Raw genomic sequence first — 22,618 nt, 5'->3', positions numbered from 1 at the left:
CCACAATGTTCAAGCGAATCGCACAAACTGCCGGGTTCACGGGCCTGCTTGCGGCCCTGCTGCTGACCGTGCTGCAAAGCTTCTGGGTGGTGCCACTGATCCAGCAGGCCGAAACTTACGAAAACGCATCTGCCGAACAGGTCCATGAGCATGCTGACGGCGCGACTGCCGAACACAGTCATGCGCATGAAGAAGCTGCCTGGGAACCTGAAAACGGCTGGCAGCGCGTGCTGTCCACCACGGGCGGCAACCTGGTGGTCGCAGTAGGCTTCGCCCTGATGCTTGCCGGGCTTTACACCCTGCGTGCGCCGGGCCGAACGGTGCAAGGCGCATGGTGGGGGCTGGCCGGTTTCGCGGTTTTTGTGCTGGCACCCACGCTTGGCCTGCCACCTGAATTGCCCGGCACAGCTGCCGCCGAGCTGAGTCAGCGTCAGGCCTGGTGGATAGGCACGGCCGCATCGACTGCCGCCGGGCTGGCCTTGCTGGTATTTGGTCAGAACTGGCTGCTCAAAGTGCTGGGCGTAGCGATTCTGGTCGTTCCTCACGTGATCGGCGCACCACAGCCGCTGGTCCATCAGAGCCTGGCACCGGAGGCTCTGGAATCGCAATTCATGCTTGCCTCGCTGCTAACCAACGCGCTGTTCTGGATCGCGATGGGGCTGATCAGTGCCTGGCTGTTCCGCAGAAACGATGCAGACCTGCACCAGGCCTGATTCACCGACCGTTCAGCCCGGCTCGTCACTGGTGGCCGGGCTGGGTTGTCGGCGCGGTTGCTCTGCAGCGACGTTGCGCGAGCTGATCGAGAACAGCCTTCGCGTGATTGGCCTGGAGATCGCCAGCGTCACTGCGCTGGCATGTATCGATCTGAAAGACCAGGAACCGGGCCTGCTTGAACTGGCCGCGCAACTGGCAGTGCCGCTGGTGTTCTTCAACGCAACGCAATTGGTTGCGTGGGAGCTGCACCTCACCCATCGTTCTGCGCAGGTCTTCCAGACCACGGGCTGTCACGGGGTCGCCGAAGGTTCGGCACTGGCGCTGGCCGCGCAACTGGGAGACGGCACCGCCACCCTGCTGATCGAACGGCAGAAAAGCGCCAACGCCACATTTGCCTTGGCAATCAGCCCTGCACACAGCGGATAATCTCCCCGCGCTCATCCACTCCGGAGAATTCATTGACTGTCTATTTCATCGGTGCCGGCCCTGGCGATCCCGAGCTGATCACCGTCAAGGGGCAACGCCTGATTCGCACATGCCCAGTCATTATCTATGCAGGCTCACTAGTGCCGCTCGCCGTGCTGGAGGGGCATCAGGCCGTGCAGGTGACCAACAGCGCCGAGCTGCATCTGGAGCAGATCATTGAACTGATAAAGGCCGCGCATGCGCAGGGCCAGGACGTTGCTCGCGTGCATTCCGGCGACCCGAGCCTGTATGGCGCCATCGGCGAGCAGATCCGCCATCTGCGGGAACTGGGTATTCCATTCGAAATCATTCCCGGCGTCACCGCGACCGCTGCCTGCGCTGCGCTGCTGGGCGTCGAGCTGACCCTGCCGGATGTTTCGCAAAGCGTGATTCTGACTCGCTATGCCGACAAGACCTCAATGCCCAGCGGCGAGGAGCTGGCCAGTCTGGCCAGTCACCGGGCAACCATGGCAATTCATCTGGGGGTGAACAACCTGCAGCGGATTGTCGACGAGCTCGTTCCACATTACGGAGCCGATTGCCCGATTGCCGTGGTGCACCGCGCCAGTTGGCCGGATCAGGACTGGGCAGTTGGCACACTGGCGGACATTCACGACAAAGTGCAGGCCAAAGGCTTTCGTCGCACTGCATTGATTCTGGTCGGACGTGTGCTTGCCGACGACACGTTCAGCGAGTCCTCGCTGTACCGCGCCGGGCATGCACACCTGTTCAGACCGAACTGATATTGGCGAAGGCGGTACTCCGGGGGCAGAACACAGCTGATCTGCCCCGGTCGCTGCGAAGCATCTCCCCGTCAGGCAGCCGCCTCGTACAACTTCGGTGCAACCACTTCGCCACTTTCCAGGCTCTTGCGCAGAATATCGGCCTGCAATGCCGCCGCTTTCATGGCGCTCTCCTTGATATAGCCATAACCACGAATTCGCTCCGGCAGACGTGCCAGGTTCAAGGCGGTATGGCGATTCTGTGCTTGCAGGTGCTGAAGAATCAGTTCGATGTCACGCACGTAACCGTCAATCAGCTCCCTCTCCTGTTTGCGCTCAAGGCTATGGCCGAACGGATCGAGCGCTGTGCCACGGAGGAATTTTAATTTCGCCAGCAGGTTGAAGGCGCGCAGCATCCAGGGGCCGAAACTGCGTTTGCGCGGCAGGCCGTTGTGCGGATCGCGTTTTGCCAGCCATGACGGTGCCAAGTGGAATTCCAGTCGATAATCGCCTTCAAACTGCGCTTCCAGCTGGCGGGTGAAATCGCCGTTGCTGTACAGCCGCGCTACTTCGTACTCATCCTTATAGGCCAGCAATTTGAAGTAGTTGAACGCAACCGCCTCAGAGAGCATCGGCTGCTGACCGGGGAACACCCGTGATTCGGTATCGCGCACACGTTGCAGCAGCTCCACATACCGCTTGGCATAGGCACCGTTCTGATACGCCTTCAAGGTTTCGACATTGCTCTGAATACGCTGATCAAGGTCCATTGGCTGCTGCGGCTCGCTGACCTTCTGCTGCGGATTGACGAAGGCTTCGACCGCCGCAGGATCATGCGCGGTACGACGGCCCCAGAGAAACGCCTGCTGATTGAGATTGACCGCCACCCCGTTGAGTTCGATCGCCTTTTCGATGGCCGCCGAGGTCAGCGGAATCAGGCCCAGCTGAAACGCGTAACCGAGCATGAACAGGTTACTGGCGATGCTGTCACCCATCAGCCGGGTGGCCAGCGATGTGGCTTCGACAAAGTGGGTCTTCGCAGCGCCGACCGCCTCGATGATGGTCTGCTTCATGGCCTCGGCCGGAAACACGGCATCCGGGTTGCGCGTAAACTCGGCAGTCGGCGTTTGCTGGCTGTTGACCACCGCGTGGGAAATCTTGCTGTCGAGCTTGGCAATCGCATCCGGCCCTGCCGCTACCAGCAGGTCACACCCCAGCAACAGATGCGCCTCCCCGGCCGCGATACGCACCGCGAACAAATCCTGCTGACGCGCTGCAATACGGATGTGGCTGACCACCGGGCCGAATTTCTGTGCCAACCCGGCCTGATCGAGCACGCTGCAACCCTTGCCTTCCAGATTCGCGGCATAACCCAGCATCGCACCGACGGTGGTTACGCCTGTTCCGCCAACCCCCGGCAACAGAATATTGAACGGTCGCTCCAGCGACGGCAGTACAGGTTCGGGCAAGCGAGCGAACGCCTCGACTTGCTTGGGCAATGCTGGCTTGCGCAGCTTGCCGCCATGCACGGTGACGAAGCTTGGGCAGAAACCTTCGACGCAGCTGAAATCCTTGTTGCAGGCGCTCTGATCGATTTCGCGCTTGCGGCCCTGAGCCGTTTCCTTGGGCAGCACAGACAGGCAACCGGATTTAACCCCACAGTCGCCGCAGCCTTCACATACAGCCGGATTGATCAACGCACGCTTTTCCAGATCCGGCATGGTGCCGCGTTTGCGACGGCGGCGCTTTTCAGTCGCGCAGGTCTGATCGTAGATGATCACCGACACGCCTTTGAACTCACGCAGCTCGCGCTGCACGCTGTCCAGATCACGCCGATGATGAAAGGTAGTAATCGGCGCGAAATCCTGTCGACTCGGGTACTTGTCCGGCTCGTCGGAGACCAGCGCAATACGCTGCACGCCCTCGTTGAACACCTGGCGGCTCAGTTGATCGACGCGCAGCACGCCGTCGATTGGCTGGCCACCGGTCATGGCAACGGCATCGTTGTAAAGAATCTTGTAGGTGATATTGACCTTGGAGGCCACGGCTGCACGCAGCGCCAGATGCCCGGAATGAAAGTAAGTACCGTCGCCCAGATTCTGGAAGACGTGAGGTGTTTCGGTGAACGGTGCCTGACCGATCCAGGTCACGCCCTCGCCGCCCATCTGGGTGAAGGTATCAGTTTCCCGATCCATCCAGATGGTCATGTAATGGCAACCGATCCCGGCCAGGGCGCGACTGCCTTCAGGCACACGTGTCGACGTGTTGTGCGGGCAGCCGGAACAGAAATGCGGAGTGCGTTGGGTGTTGAACAGCGGAGCCTGAAGTGCCTGTTCCTTGTCGCTGAGAAACTGTAGACGTGCTTCGATCTGCGGGCTGCTGTAGAACGGCGCAAGACGCTTGGCGATGACTCTGGCGATCATCGCCGGGGTCAACTCGCTGAGGTTCGGCAGCAGTGAGCGGCCCTGTTCATCGAACTCACCGACCACCACCGGGCGGCGGTCCACGGGCCAGTTGTAAAGCTGCCCGGTCAGTTGATCTTCGATGACACTGCGTTTTTCCTCGACCACCAGAATTTCGTCCAGCCCTTCGGCAAAGTCGTGCACCGAGACCGGTTCCAGCGGCCAGCTCATGCCGACCTTGAGCACGCGAATCCCGACCCTGTCGCAAAGCTCCTGATCGATACCCAGCTCTTCAAGCGCCTGACGCACATCCAGATAGGACTTGCCGGTAGTAATGATGCCCAGCCTGGGCTGCGCAGAATCGATAACCACCTTGTTGAGCTGATTGGCACGCGCGAAGGCTCTGGCCGCGTAGATCTTGTAGGTGTTGAGCCGCGCTTCCTGGGCCAGCGGCGGATCCGGCCAGCGGATGTGCAAACCGCCTTCCGGCAGTGCGAAATCTTCCGGAATGCGCGTTTTGACCCGCAACGGGTCAACCTCGACCACGGCTGAAGAATCCACGTTCTCGGCAATGGTCTTCATCGCGACCCAGCAACCGCTGTAACGCGACAATTCCCAGCCGATGATGCCGTAGTCGAGAATTTCCTGAACATTGCTGGGGTTGAGTACCGGGATCATCGAAGCGATAAACGCATGTTCGCTCTGATGGGCAATGGTCGATGATTTGCAGCCGTGGTCATCGCCCGCAAGAATCAGCACACCGCCATTGGCTGCAACGCCTGCCGAGTTGCCGTGCTTGAAGACATCCCCGCAACGGTCCACGCCCGGGCCTTTGCCGTACCAGAGGGCAAACACGCCATCGTATTTGCCGTGGGGGAACAGGTTGACCTGCTGACTGCCCCAGACGGCCGTAGCCGCCAGTTCTTCGTTGATGCCCGGCTGAAAATGGATGGCGTTTTGTTGCAGGTAGTCCTTGGCGTCCCAAAGGCTTTTGTCCAGATTGCCCAACGGCGAGCCTCGGTAGCCGGAAATAAAACCGGCGGTATTCAGGCCCTGCGCTTCATCGCGTTGTTTTTGCAGCATCGGCAGGCGAGTCAGGGCCTGTGTGCCGGTCAGGTACAGATTACCGGTGGCAAGCCGGTATTTATCATCCAGACGAATATCAGCCAGAGACATGCGGATACCTCTCTTGTTCTTGTCTTGTTCTTATAGGTGTCAGGCTTTTGCGCAGGGACGGTCCAACCCGGCAGCCTTGCAACTAGACTGCCAGCAGCAAAGAGGCTTTTTCTTTCTAAATGCGTGCAAATCTGCTGATATTGAGCATGCTTTTTTCGACCAGAACAAAAAACAAGGTCAATTCATGCAGCCTAAATTGAGCCCCATCGATCGCAAGATTCTTCGTCTACTGCAACATGACGCCAGCCTGTCTGCGGCAGAAATCGCCGAACGGGTCGAGTTATCGCAATCGCCCTGCTGGCGGCGCATCCACCGGCTTCAGGAAGACGGAGTGATAGAACGCACTGTCGCCCTGCTCAGCACTCAGAAGCTCGGCCTGAGCATGACCGTGTTTGTCGAGGTCAAGCTGTCGGGCCATGGTCGGCGCTATCTGGCCGAATTCGAAGAGGCAATCATCGGCCACCCGGAGGTGCTGGAGTGCTACACCATGGCCGGGGGGATGGATTTCATGCTCAAGGTGGTTGCCCAGGACATCGCCAGCTATGAGCGCTTCCTGCGCGATCATTTGCTGCAGTTGCCGCACGTACATGAGGCCCATTCGAACATTGCCATGAGCACGGTGAAACGCACCACGGAGTTGCCGCTGGACTAGAGGGTGTCGGGTGGGAAAGAAAAAGAAAAATCCGCCGAGCAGGTGCTGGCGGATTATCTGTATCGATGAGGGCAATAAAAACATTTGACTTGCAAATGATAATGATTATTATTGCATCAGCGGGTCGCGAGATCCGCTGGATAACCTGGAAGTCTTAGGTCGGCTTCCTGATTATCTCCTCATCAGGCTAATCACGGTTTTTGACCCGGCTTTTTGCCGGGTCTTTTTTTGGTTCTTTCTTTTGGTTTCGCTGCTTCAGGCTAATGAAGTCTGGGTACTGCGCAGGTGTGTAGCAATGGCGCAGATCATAGCAAAGCAACCCTGATACGGGTCATGTTTTTGCAGCGAAAATGCCCGGATAAGGCATATAAAAAGTAAATGCTGCAACTTTTCACTTGAGAATGATTCTCGTATTCACTAGTCTACCCTTGTCACGGACGATGCCAGTCATTGCAAGGAACAATCCCATGGAAGATCAGCGAGCGATACATCATGAGTAATCAGCTCCCTTCTTTGCTGCACCTCCCCGCCCGCCTGCCTGAGCCGCAACCCGCGCCGCAGGTCATCGAACTCGGCCACCGGCTTGGCAAGCTTTCGCGCCGTACCCGGCAGATATTTCTGCTCAGTCGGCTCGACGGTCTGGCGTATGCCGACATCGCCCGTTTCATGGATGTCGATATCGCCCGGGTAGAGCGCGCGATGCTTCGCGCACTGGGCAAGGCACATCTTCAGAGCGCCGATGACAGCCGTGCCATTCAGGACCAGGCCAGCCGCTGGTATGTGCACTTGCAGAGCCCTGCTGCAACGGCCAGCGAACGCATCGAATTTCGCCACTGGCTGGACGCCGATGCTGCACACCTTTCAGCGTTCCAGAACAGCGAGCGCATGTGGCGCCAGTTGCAGGCACCCGCCTTGTTGCTCGGTGCGTCCGGCTGGCATCGGCGCAAGCGACGTGCCTATCTGGTGTGGTGCCTGCTGACGGCATTCATCTGCAGCCTGATGGTCACAGCCGAGGCTATTTCCTGACACAGGATGACCGCTGCGATGAAGTTTACGTCGCAAGGTGCCCGGTTGATCGGTGTACAGTAGCGGCCTGAAAAGGCATCTACGTAAGCAGGCACCTATCTTGACCCTCACGATCAGTTCAGATTTCGACAGTGGCAATATTCAGGTTCTCGACGCAAGCGACCCCGCGCATATAAGCCTGGCGATCCGGCCAGACACGCAAAGCGCGCATTTCCAGTGGTTTCATTTCAAGGCTGACGGCCTGAACGTCGGCCAAACCTATGGTTTCAGCCTGACCAATGCCAGCGAGTCCACCTTCAACAATGCCTGGACCGGCTACAACGCCGTAGCGTCCTACGACCAGCAGAGCTGGTTTCGGGTGCCGTCCGGTTTTGACGGCAAGGCACTGAACTTCAGCCTTGCGCCTGACCAACCGCAGGTCTGGTTTGCGTATTTCGAACCCTACAGCCGTGAGCGCCATGACCGGCTGATCGAACAGGCACAGGAAAAGGCCGGCGCACACTTGCTGGCTGTCGGCAAAAGTGTCGAGGGTCGTGATATTCAGCTGCTGCGCAGAGGTGACGGTGCCGAAGGCAAGCGCAAGATCTGGATGATTGCCCAGCAGCATCCCGGCGAGCACATGGCTGAATGGTTCATGGAAGGCGTGATCGAACGCCTTCAGCAAAAAGACGACGCAGTGCTGCAACAATTACTCGCCAACGCGGACCTGTATCTGGTGCCTAACGTCAACCCGGACGGCGCCTTTCATGGCCACTTGCGTACCAATGCCAACGGCAAGGATCTCAACCGCGCGTGGCAGGACAGCACTGAAGAACAAAGCCCGGAAGTCTTCTTCATCAAGCAGCAGATGGAAAAATACGGCGTGGACATGTTCCTCGACGTGCACGGTGACGAGGAAATCCCTTACGTATTCACCGCCGCGTGTGAGGGCAACCCGGGGTACACCGCGTATCAACGCCAGCTTGAAGAGCGCTTTCGCAGCCGTCTGTGCGAGGTTAGCGACAGCTTCCAGACGGTCTACGGCTACCCGCGCAGCGCGCCCGGCCAGGCCAATATGAACCTGGCAGCAAATGCCGTGGGCGAACGCTATAAATGCCTGGCGCTGACGCTGGAGATGCCGTTCAAGGACCACGATAACGCGCCGGACCCGGTAACAGGCTGGTCAGGCAAACGCTCCGCGCAACTGGCCGGGGATGTATTGACCGTGCTGGCCGAGATGGTTAACGACCTGCGCTGAAGGCTCCCGCCTGTCGGCAAGCCGAAATGCCCACTTAAACGTGGGCATTTTTGTTTTTGCTGGCTGTACGGCGCACGATCAAACTCGCCAATGCGATTAATGCCAGCGTGATCACCACTGCTCCGTAGACATTGCTCGTCATCACCAGCCCTGCCGAGTGGGCAAAGAACCCGGCAACCAGTGCCGGTATGCAGAAGGCCAGGTAGCTGAGTACCAGAAAGGCTGACATCAGCCCTCCCCGCTCATGGGCATGCGCGGTTGGCATGAGCATGCGCAGTGCACCGAGAAAACTTGATCCGAAACCGATGCCCGCCACTACGGCACCGACGAAGAACAGCCACAACATGCCCAGGTTGACCGCCAGCAGAATGACCGCCACACCGAGCGGCAAAAAGCTTGCGCCTATCCACAATCCCAGCACCGGCTCGCGCTGACGCAAGCTCAGAATCGCCAGTGCGCCACTGAGCGTCAGCGCCGCAACCGCCAGGCCACCGTTGAGTGGCGAGTTCAAGCCAGTCGCCGCTGCCAGCAAGGATGGGCTCAGCGACAGAAAAAAACCGCCCAGTGCCCAGGCTGCTATATCCACCGGCAGTACCAGCCATAACATACGCCGCGACTGCTGCGGAACGTGCAGCGATGGCTTGAGGGATTGCCAGACGCCTGGCTGGCGGCTGACGGTTTCTTCCACTCGGCCAAGGTAAATCGCTTGCGCCACAAAGGCGGCCAACAGGAAGCAGTAACCCAGCACCAGTGGTAACGGCGCGAACTGCACCAGCAGTCCCGTGCCCAGTGCACCCACCGCCATGCCGAGCATGGGCGAGATGCTGTTGATCAGCGGCCCTTTGACTGAATCGCTGTCCAGCAAGGCAGCCCCCAATGCACTGGCAGCAAGTCCTGTAGCAAACCCCTGCAACAGACGCGCGGCCATCAGCCAGCTAATATCGCTGGCAAAAATGAACAGCAACATCGAAACGATTTGCAGCAGCAAGGCACCGAAAATCACCGGACGCCGCCCCAGGTAATCAGACAACGAGCCACCGATCAGCAAGGCGGCCAGCAGGCTGAATGCATACACTGCAAAAATCAGGGTGAGCACGCCGGACGAGAAGCCCCACGCCTCCTGATACAGATGATAAAGCGGCGTGGGTGTGCTGGACGCGGCAAAGAAGCACAGTGTGGTGAAGGCCAGAAACCCGAGATGGCTTCGCGCCCGGCCATCAGACTTGAGGTCTGATAGCGTCGAACCTTGTGAAGGAAGGGACATGAATACGCTCTCCGCCAATGCAACCTGTTAAAGCCATAAATTAGCTTTTGCGGAGTGTGCGACGCAGGAGCGCTTAAAGCAAATACTTTGTGTTAAGGTCCGCCGTATGGCTATCAAAGAAGCAGTACGCACCGGAGGCCGCAGCGCCCGCGTGCAGGAATCCATTCACCGCGCGGTCCGCGACTTGTTGCTGGAGCATGATCGTTCGGCGCTCAGCGTGCCAATGATCGCGCTCCGGGCGGGCGTTACGCCGTCGACCATTTATCGCCGCTGGGGTGACTTGACCACCTTGCTGGCAGACGCCGCCATTGAGCATCTGCGCCCTGATGCGCCAATAGATCAAGGCAGTCTGCACCAGGACCTGCTGACCTGGAGCGAAATGTATCTCGACGAAATGTCTTCGACTCCAGGTCGCGCCCTGATGCGCGATGTGGTCGCCAGCACCTCTGGCTGTGTCGGCAGGTGCGCGGCAATGGTCCGTGAGCAATTGCAGGTGATGATTGATCGTGCGACTGCTCGCGGCGAAGCCTCGCCGACCGCCGACGACCTGATTGATGCCATCGTTGCGCCGATGATCTATCGGATTCTGTATTCCGAATCGGCCCCCACGCCCGAACGCGTGCGTCAATGGGTCGAGCGCTGCCTGAGTTGAGGCAACACTTGCTGCAGTCAGTGGCTGAAACTCCCGTTATGATGCGCGCCTTGTCCGATATCAATGACCGAGCCTATTCATGCACACCCTCGCAGATCTACGCGCCGGCAAGCTGGCAGGTATCAAACGGCTTGACCTTTCCTGCGGCCTGAGCGAATTCCCGGTCGAGGTATTCGACCTGGCGGACACCCTGGAAGTATTGAACCTCAGCGGCAACTCGTTGACTTCGCTGCCTGACGACCTGTGCCGCCTTACCCGGCTGCGCGTGCTGTTCGCGTCAGACAACGCGTTCACGCACCTGCCGGAAAGCATCGGCCAATGCCAGCAGCTGCAGATTGTCGGCCTCAAGGCCAACCGCATTGAACAGGTCAGCGCCGCAGCACTGCCACCGCGCCTGCGCTGGCTGATACTGACCGATAACTGTATCGAGTACCTGCCTGATGAACTGGGCCGTCGCCCGGACCTGCAAAAGCTTATGCTCGCTGGCAATCGGTTACGTGCATTGCCCACGACCCTCGCTGATTGCCACAAACTGGAGCTGATCCGCATTGCGGCCAATCGCCTGACCGAGCTGCCGGACTGGCTGCTGAGCCTGCCTGCCCTGGCATGGCTCGCCTATGCCGACAATACACTGTGCGCCGAGCACCGGGCCGAGCCGATCCGTCAGATCCCGTGGCATCAGTTGAGCATCGGTCAGCGCTTGGGCGAAGGCGCTTCCGGGATCATTCAGCAGGCGCTCTGGCAGCACGCAAACAGTGAGCGAATGACGGCGGTCAAGCTGTACAAAGGCAGTGTCACCAGCGATGGCTCACCGCTCAATGAAATGGCCGCCTGCATCGCCGCTGGCCGTCACGCCAACCTGATCGAGGTGCTCGGGCAAATCAGCGGGCATCCCGATCAACAGCGTGGCCTGGTCATGGAACTGATAGCGCCCGACTTCGGCAATCTTGCCGGGCCGCCGACCCTGGAGTCCTGCACCCGCGATGTCTATGCCCGCGAAACACGCTTTTCGCTGCCGGTGCTGTTACGTATCGCCGAAGGCATCGCGTCGGTCACTGCGCACCTGCATGCCAACGGCATCACGCATGGCGATCTTTATGGCCACAACATTCTTGTGCAGGAAGATGGCAACTGCCTGCTGAGCGACTTCGGCGCGGCGTCGTTTCACCCGTCAGCGGTACAGGGAAAGGCGCTGGAGCGCATCGAAACACGGGCATTCGGTATCTTGCTGGGAGAATTGCTGGAGCGTTGCGATGCAGATGAGCAGAACCAGAACGTCATCGAGGGGCTAAGGGCGCTTCAGGCGAGTTGCGTACAGACTGATTGCCAGCGACGACCGTCACTGGCGGAGATTCTTCTACAGATAAAAGCATGGAGCGCGTAAAGCGCTCCATTACACAGTGATCAGCCTGCAAGACCCACGTACACGTTCTGCACGTCGTCGTGATTGTCGATGGCTTCGAGAAACGCTTCGACTTCGGCCATCTGCTCCTCGGTCAGACCATCCACGGTGCTTTTCGGGCGATAACCCAATTGCGCCGACTGCACGGTGAAACCAAATTCAGGGAGCGCCTTGCAAACCGCATCCATGTCTGTGGATTCGGTCAGGAACAGCGTAGCGCCCTCCTCAGCCGACTCGAAATCCTGGGCACCGGCTTCGATTGCCGCCAGCTCCGGGTCGGCATCCGCTGCTGCAGGGACAGCCTCGATCATGCCCTGATACAAAAAGTCCCACGAAACCGAGCCCGCAGCACCCAACTGGCCCTTGCGGAACAGCACACGAATTTCCGAGACCGTACGATTGATGTTGTCGGTCAGGCACTCGACGATCACCGGTACGCGATGCGGCGCAAAGCCTTCGTAGGTCAGACGCTCGAAGTTGACGCTCTCGCCCAACAGGCCTGCGCCTTTCTTGATGGCACGCTCCAGGGTTTCGCGCGGCATCGAGGCCTTTTTGGCCTGTTCCACTACCAGCCGCAGACGCGAGTTCATGTCCGGGTCTGCGCCAGCGCGTGCGGCGATCATGATCTCCTTGGACAGCTTGCCAAACGTGCGTCCCTTGGCATTGGCTGCCGCTTCTTTATGCTTGACCTTCCACTGTGCGCCCATGTCTGCTCTCTTGATTCGCTAGGCACCTCGCCGCCTGCGTCTGCACGACTGACAGAACGCGGCGCTGGCAAGGCGCTGAAAAAGGGTCACCGGCAAATATCCTGTCCGGCGCGGCGCATTTTATACGCGATCACGGCAGATGAAACCCCCGCCGCGCACATTGCTCGAACGAACTCGCCAAGATGGCTGCCAATCGGGCCGACGGCAATCATCCGCTTTCCATCACTGCTTGTAGTCTTTTTCCGAAAAACCTTGCAGCAATGCTTTTAGGCCAAGGTATTCCGTAACCTGCGCACCCTGATTTTGAAGGTAGAGAGCCCCGCAGATGCGCAAGGACCTGCAAATGCCAATCATACTGGCGATTACCGACTGCCAGACGGATCTGCATGTCATCAGCTTCACCGGCCGTGATGCTCTCAATGAAGCGTATCGCTTCGATATCTGGCTGATCGGCGACCCTCTTCTGGATGTGCGCAGCCTGCTGCACCGAGAAGCGTTTTTGAGATTCGGTGAGCGTCGCAGCGGCGTGCATGGCCAGATCTGCCATGCGGCCCGAATCCACAGCGGGGTTCGTGTGAGCCTTTATCACCTGATCCTGATGCCCAGCCTTGGCAAGCTTGCCGCCCATCGGCGCCGACGCATCTATCAGGATATTGCGCCTCCTAAGCTGATCGCTCAGTTGCTTGAAATACACGGCATTGGAGCAAACGCTTACCGGTTCGAGCACATGAACGGTCTTTACCCGGCAAGACCGCTGCATATCCAGTACGACGAAAGCGATCTGCACCTGCTGCAACGCCTGTGCGAGGAAGAAGGCATTCATTTCCGTTTCGCACATCGTCAGAGCGGCCATCGACTGGTGTTCTCGGATGACTCTGCAAGCTTTCCGGCGCAGCCAGTACCCTTTCGCTTCAAACGTCAGGAACAGTCAGGCACATCGACCGGGACGCTCTTGCACATGGCAGAAGTACTGACGCTTCCAAGCGCTTCGCGACAACTAGTCCGAGACCTGAAACAGACGCAGCCCCGCTCGTCAAAGCACGGCGAGAACGCCAGAACACCCGCAGCCAATCATGCATTTCAACCGCCAGACGTTCGTGGCGCAATCAACCGGGAAGAGGCGCTGAGTCGCCAGCGCGGTATGCGCGAGCTGGAACGCCTGCGCTGCGAACGGCGCGAGGTCAGCGGGCACAGCAATCGCCCTGGCTTGCGCAGTGGCGAAGTCATTCAGGTGCTTGATCACCCGGAGCCATTGCTTAATGATCAATGGCTGCTGACCGAAGTGCTTCACGCAGGTCGGCAATTACAGGTGCTGAGAGGGGCCGCCGCCAAAGATGCCCTGGTAATCCTGCGCATACTCGCCGACGAGCAGCGCTCGTCACCTGCGGCCGCACAGCTGTCAGGCAATGGCTATGGCAACCGTTTCAAGGCCATCCCCTGGGCGATGCCGTTTCGCCCCTCAGTCAGACATCCTCGGCCGGCCGCCACGGGCGATCATATAGCCACGCTGCAAGACAACGCCACGTACGCAGAACAGCCCGGTTATCGACCGGTTCGTTTCGACTGGCAAGCACAACACCACGCAGACCGACCCAGCCAGCGCTGGCCGATGGCGCTGGTCGCCTGCCGCGAGATTCATCACTTGCTACCTGGCTCACGCGTACTGGTCCGTTACCTGGACAATAATCCCGAGCGCCCGGTCATCTGCGCAGCCCTGTCACCAGCTGAACACGCGTCGCAAGACAGTCTGTGGCACGGCGACCTGTCTGCAGAACCAGCCGATTGCATTCGTCTTGCGAGCGGCGAGCACCTGCGCATTACAACAGACAGCGAGTTGATTGTTCGCGGGCAGACGGCAGAGCTGCACATTGATGCACAGCACATCCTGATTCTGGGTCGCGTAGATCAGCAGTCCTTGAAATCCGGCTGGCGCTTGTCGATAAACGCGTTCATGCCCTCCTTCTGATCGTGACTGGCGAAGGCTGCGTGAAACACCCGGCGCTCGAACCGGATGCCTTCGGCCAGACTGACCTCGAACGCGCGGTTGACGCTCTCCTTGACCATCATCGCCACCGGCAGGGACTTGCCGGCGATCACCGCCGCTACCGCGAGGGCTTCAGGCAGCAACTGCTCAAGCGGCAAAACCCGCGCAACCAGCCCGGCACGTTCGGCTTCGTGAGCATCGATCAGGCGACCAGTCAGGCACATTTCCATGGCTTTGGCCTTGCCGACAGCGCGGGTCAGACGCTGCGTCCCGCCCATGCCCGGCAACACACCGAGATTGATCTCCGGCTGCCCGAACCTGGCGTTTTCAGCCGCCAGAATAAAATCGCACATCAACGCCAGCTCACAACCGCCACCCAACGCAAAACCGGCCACTGCCGCCACGATGGGTTTGCGCCGCGCGGCCACCCGATCACTTTCGCGAAACAGGTCGTCGAGGTAGATTTGTGGGTAGGACAAGTCGACCATTTCCTTGATATCTGCACCGGCCGCAAAGGCTTTTTCCGAACCGGTCAGCACGATGCAGCCGATGGCACTGTCTGCTTCGAACTGGTCGAGTGCGTGGTTCAACTCGTCAATCAATTGAGCATTCAATGCATTAAGTGCCTTGGGACGGTTCAGCGTAATCACGCCAACCTTACCTATAATCTCACTTAGAATTGTCTCGTAAAACATTGATAACTATCCTTTTAAATTAATAACCACGCACAGGCATAAAATCTAGAATCTACATTCGCAAAAAACCGTAAGCCTTTGAATAAATTATCTAATCCATGATTTCAATGGCAACGGCGGTGGCCTCTCCGCCACCGATGCAAATCGCCGCCACCCCGCGCTTGAGCTGCCTGCGCTGCAAAGCCGCCAACAGCGTCACAATGATCCGCGCGCCCGAAGCGCCTATCGGATGACCCAGCGCGCACGCCCCACCGTTGACATTGACCTTCTCGTGCGCAAGGCCCAGTTCACTCATCGCTACCAGCGGCACGACTGCAAACGCTTCGTTGATCTCGAACAGATCGACGTCATCCAGCGCCCAGCCTGTCTTGCTCAGCAGACGCTGAATGGCGCCTATCGGTGCGGTTGGAAACAGGCCCGGCTGATCAGCAAATGCCGCATGTGCGTAAAACACCGCCAAGGGCCGCAACCCTCGCCGCTGCGCCTCGGACTGACGCATCAACAGCAGTGCTGCGGCGCCATCGGAGATTGAGCTGGAGTTGGCTGCCGTAACCGTGCCGCCCTCGCGAAAGGCGGGTTTGAGCGTCGGGATCTTGTCCGGACGCGCCTTGGGCGGTTGTTCATCGTGAATGATCTGCCTGGACTCTTTACCCACGGTGACCTGCACCGGCACGATTTCTGCGTCGAAATGACCGTCGGCGATGGCCTCCTGCGCGCGGGCCAGTGACGCCAGAGCGAACGCATCCTGCGCCTCGCGACTGAAACCGTTCGACCCGGCGCAGTCTTCGGCGAAGGTACCCATCAGCCGACCCGGCTCATAGGCATCCTCAAGGCCATCCAGAAACATATGGTCCAGCACCTTGCCGTGCCCCATGCGGTAGCCATTGCGAGCGCGATCCAGCAGGTAAGGTGCATTGGACATGCTCTCCATCCCACCAGCCACTACCACCGCCGTGCTGTCTGCCATCAACAGGTCATGGGCCATGATTGCGGTCTGCATACCGGAACCGCACATCTTGTTGACCGTGCTGCACAGCGTCGCATTGCCTAGCCCGGCCCCGAGCGCAGCTTGTCGAGCGGGCGCTTGACCGAGGCCCGCCGGCAGCACACAACCAAATAGCACATGCTGCACGTCTGCACTTTCAATGCCTGCCCGCTCAACGGCCGCGCGGATGGCGATCGAACCCAGTTCTGTGGCACTCAGGCTCTGCAGATCACCCTGAAAACCGCCCATGGGCGTGCGCGCAGCGCCGACAATGACCACAGGGTCTTGATGAAGGGGTGTCCTTTCGATGGACATGATTATCTCCAGTCTTGTTTTTATAGGATCGGTCGAATCATCAACCTGCTGCCTTGCGGACGCAATGGTTGAAACAGGCAGATTAGCGGGTATCCCGGCATTGCGCCCGACAGGACGAATCTCTCATGGCAGACGAGGTCTGAAGATGACTGAACCCGACGCTGGAGCACACGAATGTCGCTACGCCCGATCCGCGCCCTGCTCTCAGGCCTGCTTATCCTTGGTTTGAGCGCGTGTGCACTCATCCCCCATCGAGACCCGCTGACGATCAACGTCGTCGGTATCGAACCCGTTCCCGGGCAGGGACTTGAACTGCGCATGGCGATCACATTGCGGGTGCAGAACCCGAACGAAACCGAGATCAACTACACCGGCGTGGCGCTGGATCTGGACGTGAACGGTAAGCTGCTCGCCTCTGGTGTGAGCAACCAGAAAGGCACCGTAGGACGCTTCTCCGAGGCGGTGCTGGTGGTGCCGGTCAGCGTGTCGGCGTTCGCCGCCTTGCGCCAGGCACTGGGGCTTAGTCAGAGCCAGCGTTTGGACAATCTGCCCTATACACTTCGCGGCAAGCTGGCTGGCGGCTTGTTCGGTACGATGCGCTTCAGTGACAGCGGCACGCTGGATTTGCGCCAGGCAGAGGGAGATCCTTGGTAACCAGTCATTACGGGTAGTAATGCCTGTCAGGGTTTGGCAACGTAAACGGGGCGATACAGGTGGCATGCTTTCTGCTGGCTGACTGCTGAGCATGCTCAATGCCTCCCCCCCTCAAGGAAGATTTGCCAATGACCCCGCAGAACCCGTCAGCACGTTTTTTCCCGACCTTTCTGGCTCTTGTGACGCTGATGCTCAGCCTGTGCATGGCACCGACATGGGCTGCAGAAAAAAGCGCCAAGCGCGGCATTGCCTACGACATCGCCCTGCCCGCCGACCTGAGTGCGTTATCTTCGGGCGTGAGCTGGTGGTACAACTGGAGCCCCAAGCCCCACGACCGCCTGGCGTCCTACGACTACGCTTCAATGTACGGTGTGGATTTCATCCCGATGGTATGGAACGGCAACGTTGACGACGGTCAATTGAAGCAATACCTGCTGACCCATCCCGCCATCCGCTATTTGCTGGTGATCAATGAGCCGAATCTGCTCGACCAGGCCAACATGACGCCCGAAGCGGCGGCCAGCTTCTGGCCGAGGCTGGAACAGATCGCTGCCCAGACCGGCGTAAAACTGGTGGGGCCAGCGATGAACTGGGGAACCATGCCGGGCTACGGCGACCCGGTGGTATGGCTTGATGCCTTCTACACAGCCTATCGATCGATGAATCAAAATCGCGACCCGCGCATCGATTACCTGGCTTTTCACTGGTACGACTATGGTTTGCCAGGAATGCTCGATCGGCTGTCGAAGTACGGAAAACCCTTCTGGGTCACCGAGTTCGCCAATTGGCACGCCCTGGATGACGGTGCGCAGATTGATACGGTCGAAAAGCAGAAGCAGCAGATGGCCGAGATGGTCGCCACGCTTGAGCAGCGCACGGACGTGTTCAGGTACGCCTGGTTCACTGGCCGGATGAACCCGGACCCGCACTTTTCCAGCCTGTTGAACAATGAGGGTAAGCTGACCGAACTGGGCCAATACTACCTCTCGTTGCCGTATAACGAGTGACACTGCGTTGAGTGACCACAGGGTCTTCACAGCTGGCGAGCGAGGCTGCGCCAATCTCGGTCAGGCCACTGATGATGTGCTGGGTATAAGGAAATGACTGATCGGGCTCCAGGACTCTTGCGGAGACCAGAAGCCCCTCCCTGACCAGCGTGTCGACCGCTGCCACACAAACGTGGATGGCCGGGGCACGGGCGTGCGCGCGCACCAGCTCCCGGTAGATCTGACCAAACGTAAGCTTTTGGGGTTTGCTCAAGCACAATCGCTTGACGATGCTCAAGATCGCGAGGTCAACGCGTGGACATTCGTAACTCACCGCATTTGCCTTTAACTTAATGACGCCTGACGCGCAAAACAGTGGACACCCGAACCGTTCTTCCCGACCTGCACAACACACGCTCAACCTTAAATAAAGCCGTTCACAAAGCGTCAATTTTTGCGCACTTTTTAGAACACTCTATTTATTGAAGCGCATTCAAAAACAATCATTGAGCCCATCAATATTTTATAGAACCGCCCTGAATAGACTATTAGTCGCTTGTATTGAACGCACGTAAAATCGTCAGAATGCAAAGCTTACCAGATCACTAAACCTAACGACAATTAGGTTTACTAAAAAGCAATTTAAACCTAAAATTACAAATTTTTTAACAATTAAAACCAATTTAATAGCAAAAATAGCTATTTAAACCTGTAAAAATCATCACCCCAGTTGTTTTCGTCAAGAAAAACCTGATGGAGGCCAACTGACATCATTTAATAAAAACAGGGTTAGTAATACTTTATCTACCGGTGAACTTTTTACTGTCGCGTTGGACTTACTGTTCAGCCAAGCGATGTGTCATTGCGGCAGCCGTCTGTTTTTCTCCTGCAAACCATTAATCGAGATGCAATCGATGACTAGAACCATGCTGTCTGTTTTCAGTGCAGTACTTTTGTGCGCGCACAGTGTCTGCGCACTGTCAGCGGACTCAACTTCCAGCACAAATACCGCTGTGTCCGATCAACAGATCCGGACGCAGGTGGAAGCCAAGCGCGACCAGTTATCAGGCGCTGACAAGATCAACCCGGCTCAACAACAGAGTTCGTCGTCCCTGCTCGAAGCGCCAGTGGACACCGACGACGCCCCTGCCCAGGCACAACGACCATGAACAACCTCAATCAACCGATCACATCGACCGGAAGGACACTTGCCTTGTCAGCCTTCAAACAGACGCTGAGCCTGAGCCTGCTGACGTTCAGCGTCATGCAGGCCAACCTTGCGCTCGCCGCCGTGACCCCGGCGACCGGTAACGCAGTCGAAGCGCGCGTCAGCTCGATTCTCGACAACATGAACCAGTCGGAAAAGATCAACTTCACTCGCGTCGACGACGGCCACATGATCCCTTCCCTGCTCAAGTGGGGCATCAAGGGCACCGTAGCGTATGACTCGTCCATGGGCGTGCACGTCAACAATGCCACGTTCGGTGCTCAGTACCCTTCGCAGTCGGCGCTGGCAGCGACCTGGAGCATCAACCGGGCCAAGGAATTCGGCCTGGCCATCGCTTATGAGACACGGATTTCCGGCGGTCAGCAGATGCTGTCGCCAGGCGTCAACCTGTACCGCACGCCCTACAACGGCCGTTCGGCAGAATATGTCAGCGGTGAGGACCCGTTCCTCGGCGCGGTACTGGCACCGGCCATTGTCAACGGCATTCAGGCCCAGGGTATCCAGGCCAGCGGCAAGCACTACCTGGCCAACGAGCAGGAAGCCAATCGTCAGGCAGTCGACATCAAGGTCGATGAGCGCACCCTGCGTGAACTGTACCTGCCGGGCTTCGAGTCGATGGTGAAGAACGCCAATGTCGCCTCGATCATGTGCGGTTTCAACAAGGTCAACGGCGACTATGCCTGTGAAAACCATCACCTGATCACTGAAGTGCTCAAGGGCGAATGGGGCTATCAGGGCATGGTCATCAGTGATTTCAACGCCATTCACGATGCCTTCAAGGGCGCATGGGCCGGTACGGACATCGACATGCCCTCCGGCCTGCAGTTTACCGAAGCCAAACTGCTGCCTTACCTGTGGAGCGGGCAACTGACCCAGAACGTGATCGACGACAAGGTCAAACGTAACCTGCGCGCCATCGTCAGCTACGACCTCCAGGAAAACCTCAACACCGCCAAGACCCTGGAGCATCCCGAGTACGGCATGCGCGCTGCACTGAATACCGCGCGCGAATCCATCGTATTACTGCGCAACGAAAACACCGCTGCGGGCAAACCGTTGCTGCCGCTGGCGCGCTCGGCGAAAATCGCTGTGATTGGCAACTGGGCCCACGATGTCCCTGCATCTCCTTTTGGCACTGCGAACTCGCCGCCCAACAGCTATGTAACCGAGCTGAGCGGCCTGCAGCAACTGGCGTCCAGCAGCTCCGATGTCACCTACCTTTCGGAAATGAGCCTGAATCCGGCCAGTTCGGTGTGGTATCAGCCAGCAACCGGCGACAACGGAATCAGCAACGCCGGGGTAAAAGCCGAGTACTTCTCCAACACCACCTTTTCCGGCGACCCGGTGCTGACGCGCGTGGAACCAGGCTTGAACCTGAACTGGACCACCGGCAGCAACGTCACCAACGCAGGCAGTACTGCGGTGTCTGGCTTCAGCCCGTCACCCGGGGCATTCTCGGCGCGGTTTACCACCACCATCAAACCAACCGTCTCGGGCGCTCAGGTGTTCAAGGTGCGAGCAGACGGCCCTTACAAACTGTGGGTCAACGATGAACTCGTTCTGCAGAGCGATGGCGTGCCTTACTCCGGTGACGTCGTGAACGCGCTGACAACGTCGGGGAAAACCGCAGTATTGTCGGCTGGCAAGACCTACAGCGTGAAGCTGGAATACCAGCGTGTACAAGGCAACTTTATCCCTGTGCTGGGTAGCCTGACGGGCGTGCAGATGAGCTGGGCGTCGTTGCGTCCGCCAAAAGACCTGTCGAAATACGATGCAGTCGTGGTTGCTACAGGGAACACGTCCGAGAACGAAGGCGAAGGCTCTGACCACGGTTTCGATCTGCCCGATCAACAGGCTGAGCTGATCAGCTTCGTTGCCAAGGCCAACCCCAACACCATCGTCGTCATGCACGGCGGCGGCGTGGCCAACATGCAGCCTTGGGCAAACAAGGTGGGCGCTACGCTGCAAGCCTGGTTCCCGGGCCAGCAAGGCGGTCAGGCGCTGGCCGAGATCCTCTATGGCAAGGTCAACCCGTCGGGCAAGCTGCCGGTCACGATCGACAAGAAAATCGAGGATAACCCAAGCTATGCTTCCTATCCGGACCCGGCGGCCTATCGCGGCAACAACCCGCTGACCGAAATGACCTACAGCGAAGGCCTGTACATGGGTTATCGCGGCTATGACAAGAAACACGCCAAGCCGCTTTACCCGTTCGGTTATGGCCTGTCCTACACCACGTTCAGCTACAGTGACCTGAAACTGTCGACCAACGTGCTGACGCCAGGCTCGACAATCGACGTTAAATTCACCGTGACCAACACCGGTGACAAGGCAGGCTTCGAAGTGGCACAGCTGTATGTGCAGCCGGTCAAACCTGCGGTGGACCGTCCGGAGAAAGAGCTCAAGGGCTTCACCAAGGTGTACCTGCAGCCCGGCGAGAGCAAGACTGTCAGCGTACCGATAGACTCCCGCTCCCTGGCCTACTACGTCGACAAGACGGCAAGCTGGGACGTGGACGCCGGGAAGTTCAAGATTCTTGTGGGGGCAGACTCGGAGAACCTGACCCTCAACAGAACGCTGATCACCCTGTACCCGGAAAAACTGACCACTCGTGACAGCAACCCGCTGCCACTGCCACTGCGCAAGGCAGTACAGGTCAGCGCGGCACAGACTTACTGATGCACCCCGTCAAGGCTCAGGGATGAGCCTTGATGTCCCTGCCCAGACGCTGCACGTAGATATCGAAAACCGCCATGACATCGACGTCTTGCGGGCTTCTCAGCCACTGAATCTGCAAACCGTCCATGACCGAGAAGATTTCCTGGGCCAGGGCTTTGACATTGATGTCGGCACGCACCTCCCCCGCCTCTATCAACGCGTGCAAATGGCCGCGTGCATGCTCATGGGTCAGCTGGAATCGCTCGCGGTGCCATGTCCACGCAGGGTGCGACTTCGACAGGCTCTCGGTATTCATCAGCAGTGCCGCCTGACACTCGTCAGCATTCTCGATACTGAAGCTCATGCTCAGTTTCAGAAATTTCAGAAACCCTTCAAGCGTCGGTTCGGTCACCAGATCCTGGAAGCGTGACGTAACCCGCTGATCCCTGCGCTCCAGCAACGCAGCGAGCAAGGCTTCCTTGTTGGGGAAATGGTGCAGCAAGCCGACGGTGGTGATGCCGGCAAGCAATGCAACCTCGCGCATTGATGCACTCGAATAACCGTCCCTGGCGAAAACAACCGTGGCGGCATCCAGCAAAGCCTTTCTGCGCATGTCGCCCTTGGGCGCACGACGGCGCTTGGGAGCAGCTGTTTCTTCGGATTCATTCCCTGATTCTTCGATAACCATAAAAAC

At 58.5% G+C, this 22,618-nt stretch carries 19 protein-coding genes and 1 pseudogene; 13 read left to right on the top strand and 7 right to left on the bottom strand.

All coding sequences use genetic code 11. The annotated features are described in order from the left end of the window. Nucleotides 1–5: 5 nt before the first annotated feature. Genes RYA97_RS10235 through cobM form a run of 3 tightly spaced genes read left to right on the top strand, consistent with a single transcriptional unit; the run spans nucleotide 6 to nucleotide 1,922 of the window. Nucleotides 6–713 carry a CbtA family protein gene (locus RYA97_RS10235; RefSeq protein ID WP_117139378.1) on the top strand — a complete coding sequence of 236 codons (708 nt, stop codon included), beginning with the start codon at nucleotides 6–8 and terminating at the stop codon, nucleotides 711–713. After that, nucleotides 691–1,140: a cobalamin biosynthesis protein gene (locus RYA97_RS10230; protein ID WP_117139379.1), complete on the top strand. Its 450-nt coding sequence runs from the start codon at nucleotides 691–693 to the stop codon at nucleotides 1,138–1,140. Before RYA97_RS10235 ends, RYA97_RS10230 begins: the two co-directional genes overlap by 23 nt. Nucleotides 1,141–1,172: 32 nt before the next feature. Beyond that, nucleotides 1,173–1,922, top strand: coding sequence for a precorrin-4 C(11)-methyltransferase (gene cobM, locus RYA97_RS10225; RefSeq protein ID WP_117139380.1), 750 nt, complete (start codon nucleotides 1,173–1,175; stop codon nucleotides 1,920–1,922). Between the two features lie 71 nt (nucleotides 1,923–1,993). Here the strand turns inward: cobM and RYA97_RS10220 are convergent, their stop codons facing one another. Then, on the bottom strand, nucleotides 1,994–5,479 hold the full coding sequence (locus tag RYA97_RS10220) for an indolepyruvate ferredoxin oxidoreductase family protein (RefSeq protein ID WP_117139381.1): 3,486 nt from the start codon (nucleotides 5,477–5,479) through the stop codon (nucleotides 1,994–1,996). A gap of 184 nt (nucleotides 5,480–5,663) precedes the next feature. On the opposite strand from RYA97_RS10220, the gene RYA97_RS10215 reads away from it, so the two are divergent. The 3 genes from RYA97_RS10215 to RYA97_RS10205 all read left to right on the top strand — a co-directional run bounded on the left by RYA97_RS10215 (nucleotide 5,664) and on the right by RYA97_RS10205 (nucleotide 8,394). Next, on the top strand, nucleotides 5,664–6,131 hold the full coding sequence (locus RYA97_RS10215) for an Lrp/AsnC family transcriptional regulator (protein WP_002553253.1): 468 nt from the start codon (nucleotides 5,664–5,666) through the stop codon (nucleotides 6,129–6,131). Nucleotides 6,132–6,623: 492 nt separating this feature from the next. Next, the gene (locus RYA97_RS10210) at nucleotides 6,624–7,157 is read left to right on the top strand and encodes a DUF4880 domain-containing protein (protein ID WP_005745181.1); all 534 of its coding nucleotides are present in this window, start codon (nucleotides 6,624–6,626) and stop codon (nucleotides 7,155–7,157) included. A gap of 100 nt (nucleotides 7,158–7,257) precedes the next feature. Further along, complete coding sequence (locus RYA97_RS10205; protein WP_005780270.1) at nucleotides 7,258–8,394, top strand: M14-type cytosolic carboxypeptidase; 1,137 nt, start codon at nucleotides 7,258–7,260, stop codon at nucleotides 8,392–8,394. A gap of 34 nt (nucleotides 8,395–8,428) precedes the next feature. Here the strand turns inward: RYA97_RS10205 and RYA97_RS10200 are convergent, their stop codons facing one another. Then, nucleotides 8,429–9,658 carry an MFS transporter gene (locus tag RYA97_RS10200; protein WP_117139382.1) on the bottom strand — a complete coding sequence of 410 codons (1,230 nt, stop codon included), beginning with the start codon at nucleotides 9,656–9,658 and terminating at the stop codon, nucleotides 8,429–8,431. Nucleotides 9,659–9,764: 106 nt separating this feature from the next. Here RYA97_RS10200 and RYA97_RS10195 point away from each other — a divergent pair, with 106 nt between their 5' ends. Then, nucleotides 9,765–10,310, top strand: coding sequence for a TetR/AcrR family transcriptional regulator (locus tag RYA97_RS10195; RefSeq protein WP_002553247.1), 546 nt, complete (start codon nucleotides 9,765–9,767; stop codon nucleotides 10,308–10,310). Nucleotides 10,311–10,389: 79 nt separating this feature from the next. Continuing rightward, a complete protein-coding gene (locus tag RYA97_RS10190) occupies nucleotides 10,390–11,694 on the top strand; it encodes a leucine-rich repeat-containing protein kinase family protein (RefSeq protein ID WP_010198740.1) in 1,305 nt (434 codons plus the stop codon). 20 nt (nucleotides 11,695–11,714) lie between these two features. Here RYA97_RS10190 and RYA97_RS10185 read toward each other — a convergent pair whose 3' ends face one another. Continuing rightward, entirely contained in the window at nucleotides 11,715–12,419 is a 705-nt protein-coding gene (locus RYA97_RS10185; RefSeq protein ID WP_002553245.1) for a YebC/PmpR family DNA-binding transcriptional regulator, read from the bottom strand. Between the two features lie 325 nt (nucleotides 12,420–12,744). Between RYA97_RS10185 and RYA97_RS10180 the strand changes: the two genes are divergently transcribed. Then, nucleotides 12,745–14,385, top strand: coding sequence for a type VI secretion system Vgr family protein (locus RYA97_RS10180; protein WP_117139383.1), 1,641 nt, complete (start codon nucleotides 12,745–12,747; stop codon nucleotides 14,383–14,385). On the opposite strand, the gene RYA97_RS10175 is transcribed toward RYA97_RS10180, so the two are convergent. Continuing rightward, nucleotides 14,325–15,098 (bottom strand): enoyl-CoA hydratase, encoded by a 774-nt coding sequence (locus RYA97_RS10175; protein WP_117139384.1) that lies wholly within the window; start codon nucleotides 15,096–15,098, stop codon nucleotides 14,325–14,327. The genes RYA97_RS10180 and RYA97_RS10175 overlap by 61 nt on opposite strands. Nucleotides 15,099–15,189: 91 nt before the next feature. After that, nucleotides 15,190–16,398 carry an acetyl-CoA C-acyltransferase gene (locus RYA97_RS10170; protein WP_117139385.1) on the bottom strand — a complete coding sequence of 403 codons (1,209 nt, stop codon included), beginning with the start codon at nucleotides 16,396–16,398 and terminating at the stop codon, nucleotides 15,190–15,192. Between the two features lie 174 nt (nucleotides 16,399–16,572). Here RYA97_RS10170 and RYA97_RS10165 point away from each other — a divergent pair, with 174 nt between their 5' ends. Both RYA97_RS10165 and RYA97_RS10160 read left to right on the top strand, forming a co-directional pair. Beyond that, complete coding sequence (locus RYA97_RS10165; protein ID WP_117139386.1) at nucleotides 16,573–17,052, top strand: LEA type 2 family protein; 480 nt, start codon at nucleotides 16,573–16,575, stop codon at nucleotides 17,050–17,052. Between the two features lie 188 nt (nucleotides 17,053–17,240). Further along, on the top strand, nucleotides 17,241–18,059 hold the full coding sequence (locus tag RYA97_RS10160; protein WP_410478360.1) for a glycoside hydrolase family protein: 819 nt from the start codon (nucleotides 17,241–17,243) through the stop codon (nucleotides 18,057–18,059). Between the two features lie 37 nt (nucleotides 18,060–18,096). Here the strand turns inward: RYA97_RS10160 and RYA97_RS10155 are convergent. Next, nucleotides 18,097–18,414, bottom strand: a pseudogene (locus RYA97_RS10155) (hypothetical protein); the annotation flags it as partial. Nucleotides 18,415–18,964: 550 nt separating this feature from the next. Between RYA97_RS10155 and RYA97_RS10150 the strand changes: the two are divergent. Then, nucleotides 18,965–19,207 carry a hypothetical protein gene (locus tag RYA97_RS10150; protein ID WP_002553239.1) on the top strand — a complete coding sequence of 81 codons (243 nt, stop codon included), beginning with the start codon at nucleotides 18,965–18,967 and terminating at the stop codon, nucleotides 19,205–19,207. Next, nucleotides 19,204–21,945 (top strand): beta-glucosidase, encoded by a 2,742-nt coding sequence (locus RYA97_RS10145; RefSeq protein ID WP_316892220.1) that lies wholly within the window; start codon nucleotides 19,204–19,206, stop codon nucleotides 21,943–21,945. Before RYA97_RS10150 ends, RYA97_RS10145 begins: the two co-directional genes overlap by 4 nt. 16 nt (nucleotides 21,946–21,961) lie before the next feature. On the opposite strand, the gene RYA97_RS10140 is transcribed toward RYA97_RS10145, so the two are convergent. Continuing rightward, complete coding sequence (locus RYA97_RS10140; protein WP_005745194.1) at nucleotides 21,962–22,612, bottom strand: TetR/AcrR family transcriptional regulator; 651 nt, start codon at nucleotides 22,610–22,612, stop codon at nucleotides 21,962–21,964. Nucleotides 22,613–22,618 lie beyond the last annotated feature (6 nt).

It is taken from the genome of Pseudomonas syringae group sp. 26L6, assembly GCF_032587815.1.
In the GTDB taxonomy this organism is placed as follows: domain Bacteria; phylum Pseudomonadota; class Gammaproteobacteria; order Pseudomonadales; family Pseudomonadaceae; genus Aquipseudomonas; species Aquipseudomonas amygdali.
This window is presented reverse-complemented; position numbering and strand designations above follow the sequence as displayed.

What these genes read in the sequence shown, in the direction of transcription:
- RYA97_RS10150 (WP_002553239.1), top strand. Translation starts at nt 18,965, where the DNA reads ATGCTGTCTGTTTTCAGTGCAGTACTTTTGTGCGCGCACAGTGTCTGC.
- RYA97_RS10220 (WP_117139381.1), bottom strand. Translation starts at nt 5,479, where the DNA reads ATGTCTCTGGCTGATATTCGTCTGGATGATAAATACCGGCTTGCCACC.
- RYA97_RS10175 (WP_117139384.1), bottom strand. Translation starts at nt 15,098, where the DNA reads ATGTTTTACGAGACAATTCTAAGTGAGATTATAGGTAAGGTTGGCGTG.
- RYA97_RS10140 (WP_005745194.1), bottom strand. Translation starts at nt 22,612, where the DNA reads ATGGTTATCGAAGAATCAGGGAATGAATCCGAAGAAACAGCTGCTCCC.
- RYA97_RS10230 (WP_117139379.1), top strand. Translation starts at nt 691, where the DNA reads ATGCAGACCTGCACCAGGCCTGATTCACCGACCGTTCAGCCCGGCTCG.
- RYA97_RS10195 (WP_002553247.1), top strand. Translation starts at nt 9,765, where the DNA reads ATGGCTATCAAAGAAGCAGTACGCACCGGAGGCCGCAGCGCCCGCGTG.
- RYA97_RS10170 (WP_117139385.1), bottom strand. Translation starts at nt 16,398, where the DNA reads ATGTCCATCGAAAGGACACCCCTTCATCAAGACCCTGTGGTCATTGTC.
- RYA97_RS10215 (WP_002553253.1), top strand. Translation starts at nt 5,664, where the DNA reads ATGCAGCCTAAATTGAGCCCCATCGATCGCAAGATTCTTCGTCTACTG.
- RYA97_RS10180 (WP_117139383.1), top strand. Translation starts at nt 12,745, where the DNA reads ATGCGCAAGGACCTGCAAATGCCAATCATACTGGCGATTACCGACTGC.
- RYA97_RS10160 (WP_410478360.1), top strand. Translation starts at nt 17,241, where the DNA reads ATGCTCAGCCTGTGCATGGCACCGACATGGGCTGCAGAAAAAAGCGCC.
- RYA97_RS10185 (WP_002553245.1), bottom strand. Translation starts at nt 12,419, where the DNA reads ATGGGCGCACAGTGGAAGGTCAAGCATAAAGAAGCGGCAGCCAATGCC.
- RYA97_RS10235 (WP_117139378.1), top strand. Translation starts at nt 6, where the DNA reads ATGTTCAAGCGAATCGCACAAACTGCCGGGTTCACGGGCCTGCTTGCG.
- RYA97_RS10165 (WP_117139386.1), top strand. Translation starts at nt 16,573, where the DNA reads ATGTCGCTACGCCCGATCCGCGCCCTGCTCTCAGGCCTGCTTATCCTT.
- RYA97_RS10145 (WP_316892220.1), top strand. Translation starts at nt 19,204, where the DNA reads ATGAACAACCTCAATCAACCGATCACATCGACCGGAAGGACACTTGCC.
- RYA97_RS10210 (WP_005745181.1), top strand. Translation starts at nt 6,624, where the DNA reads ATGAGTAATCAGCTCCCTTCTTTGCTGCACCTCCCCGCCCGCCTGCCT.
- RYA97_RS10200 (WP_117139382.1), bottom strand. Translation starts at nt 9,658, where the DNA reads ATGTCCCTTCCTTCACAAGGTTCGACGCTATCAGACCTCAAGTCTGAT.
- RYA97_RS10190 (WP_010198740.1), top strand. Translation starts at nt 10,390, where the DNA reads ATGCACACCCTCGCAGATCTACGCGCCGGCAAGCTGGCAGGTATCAAA.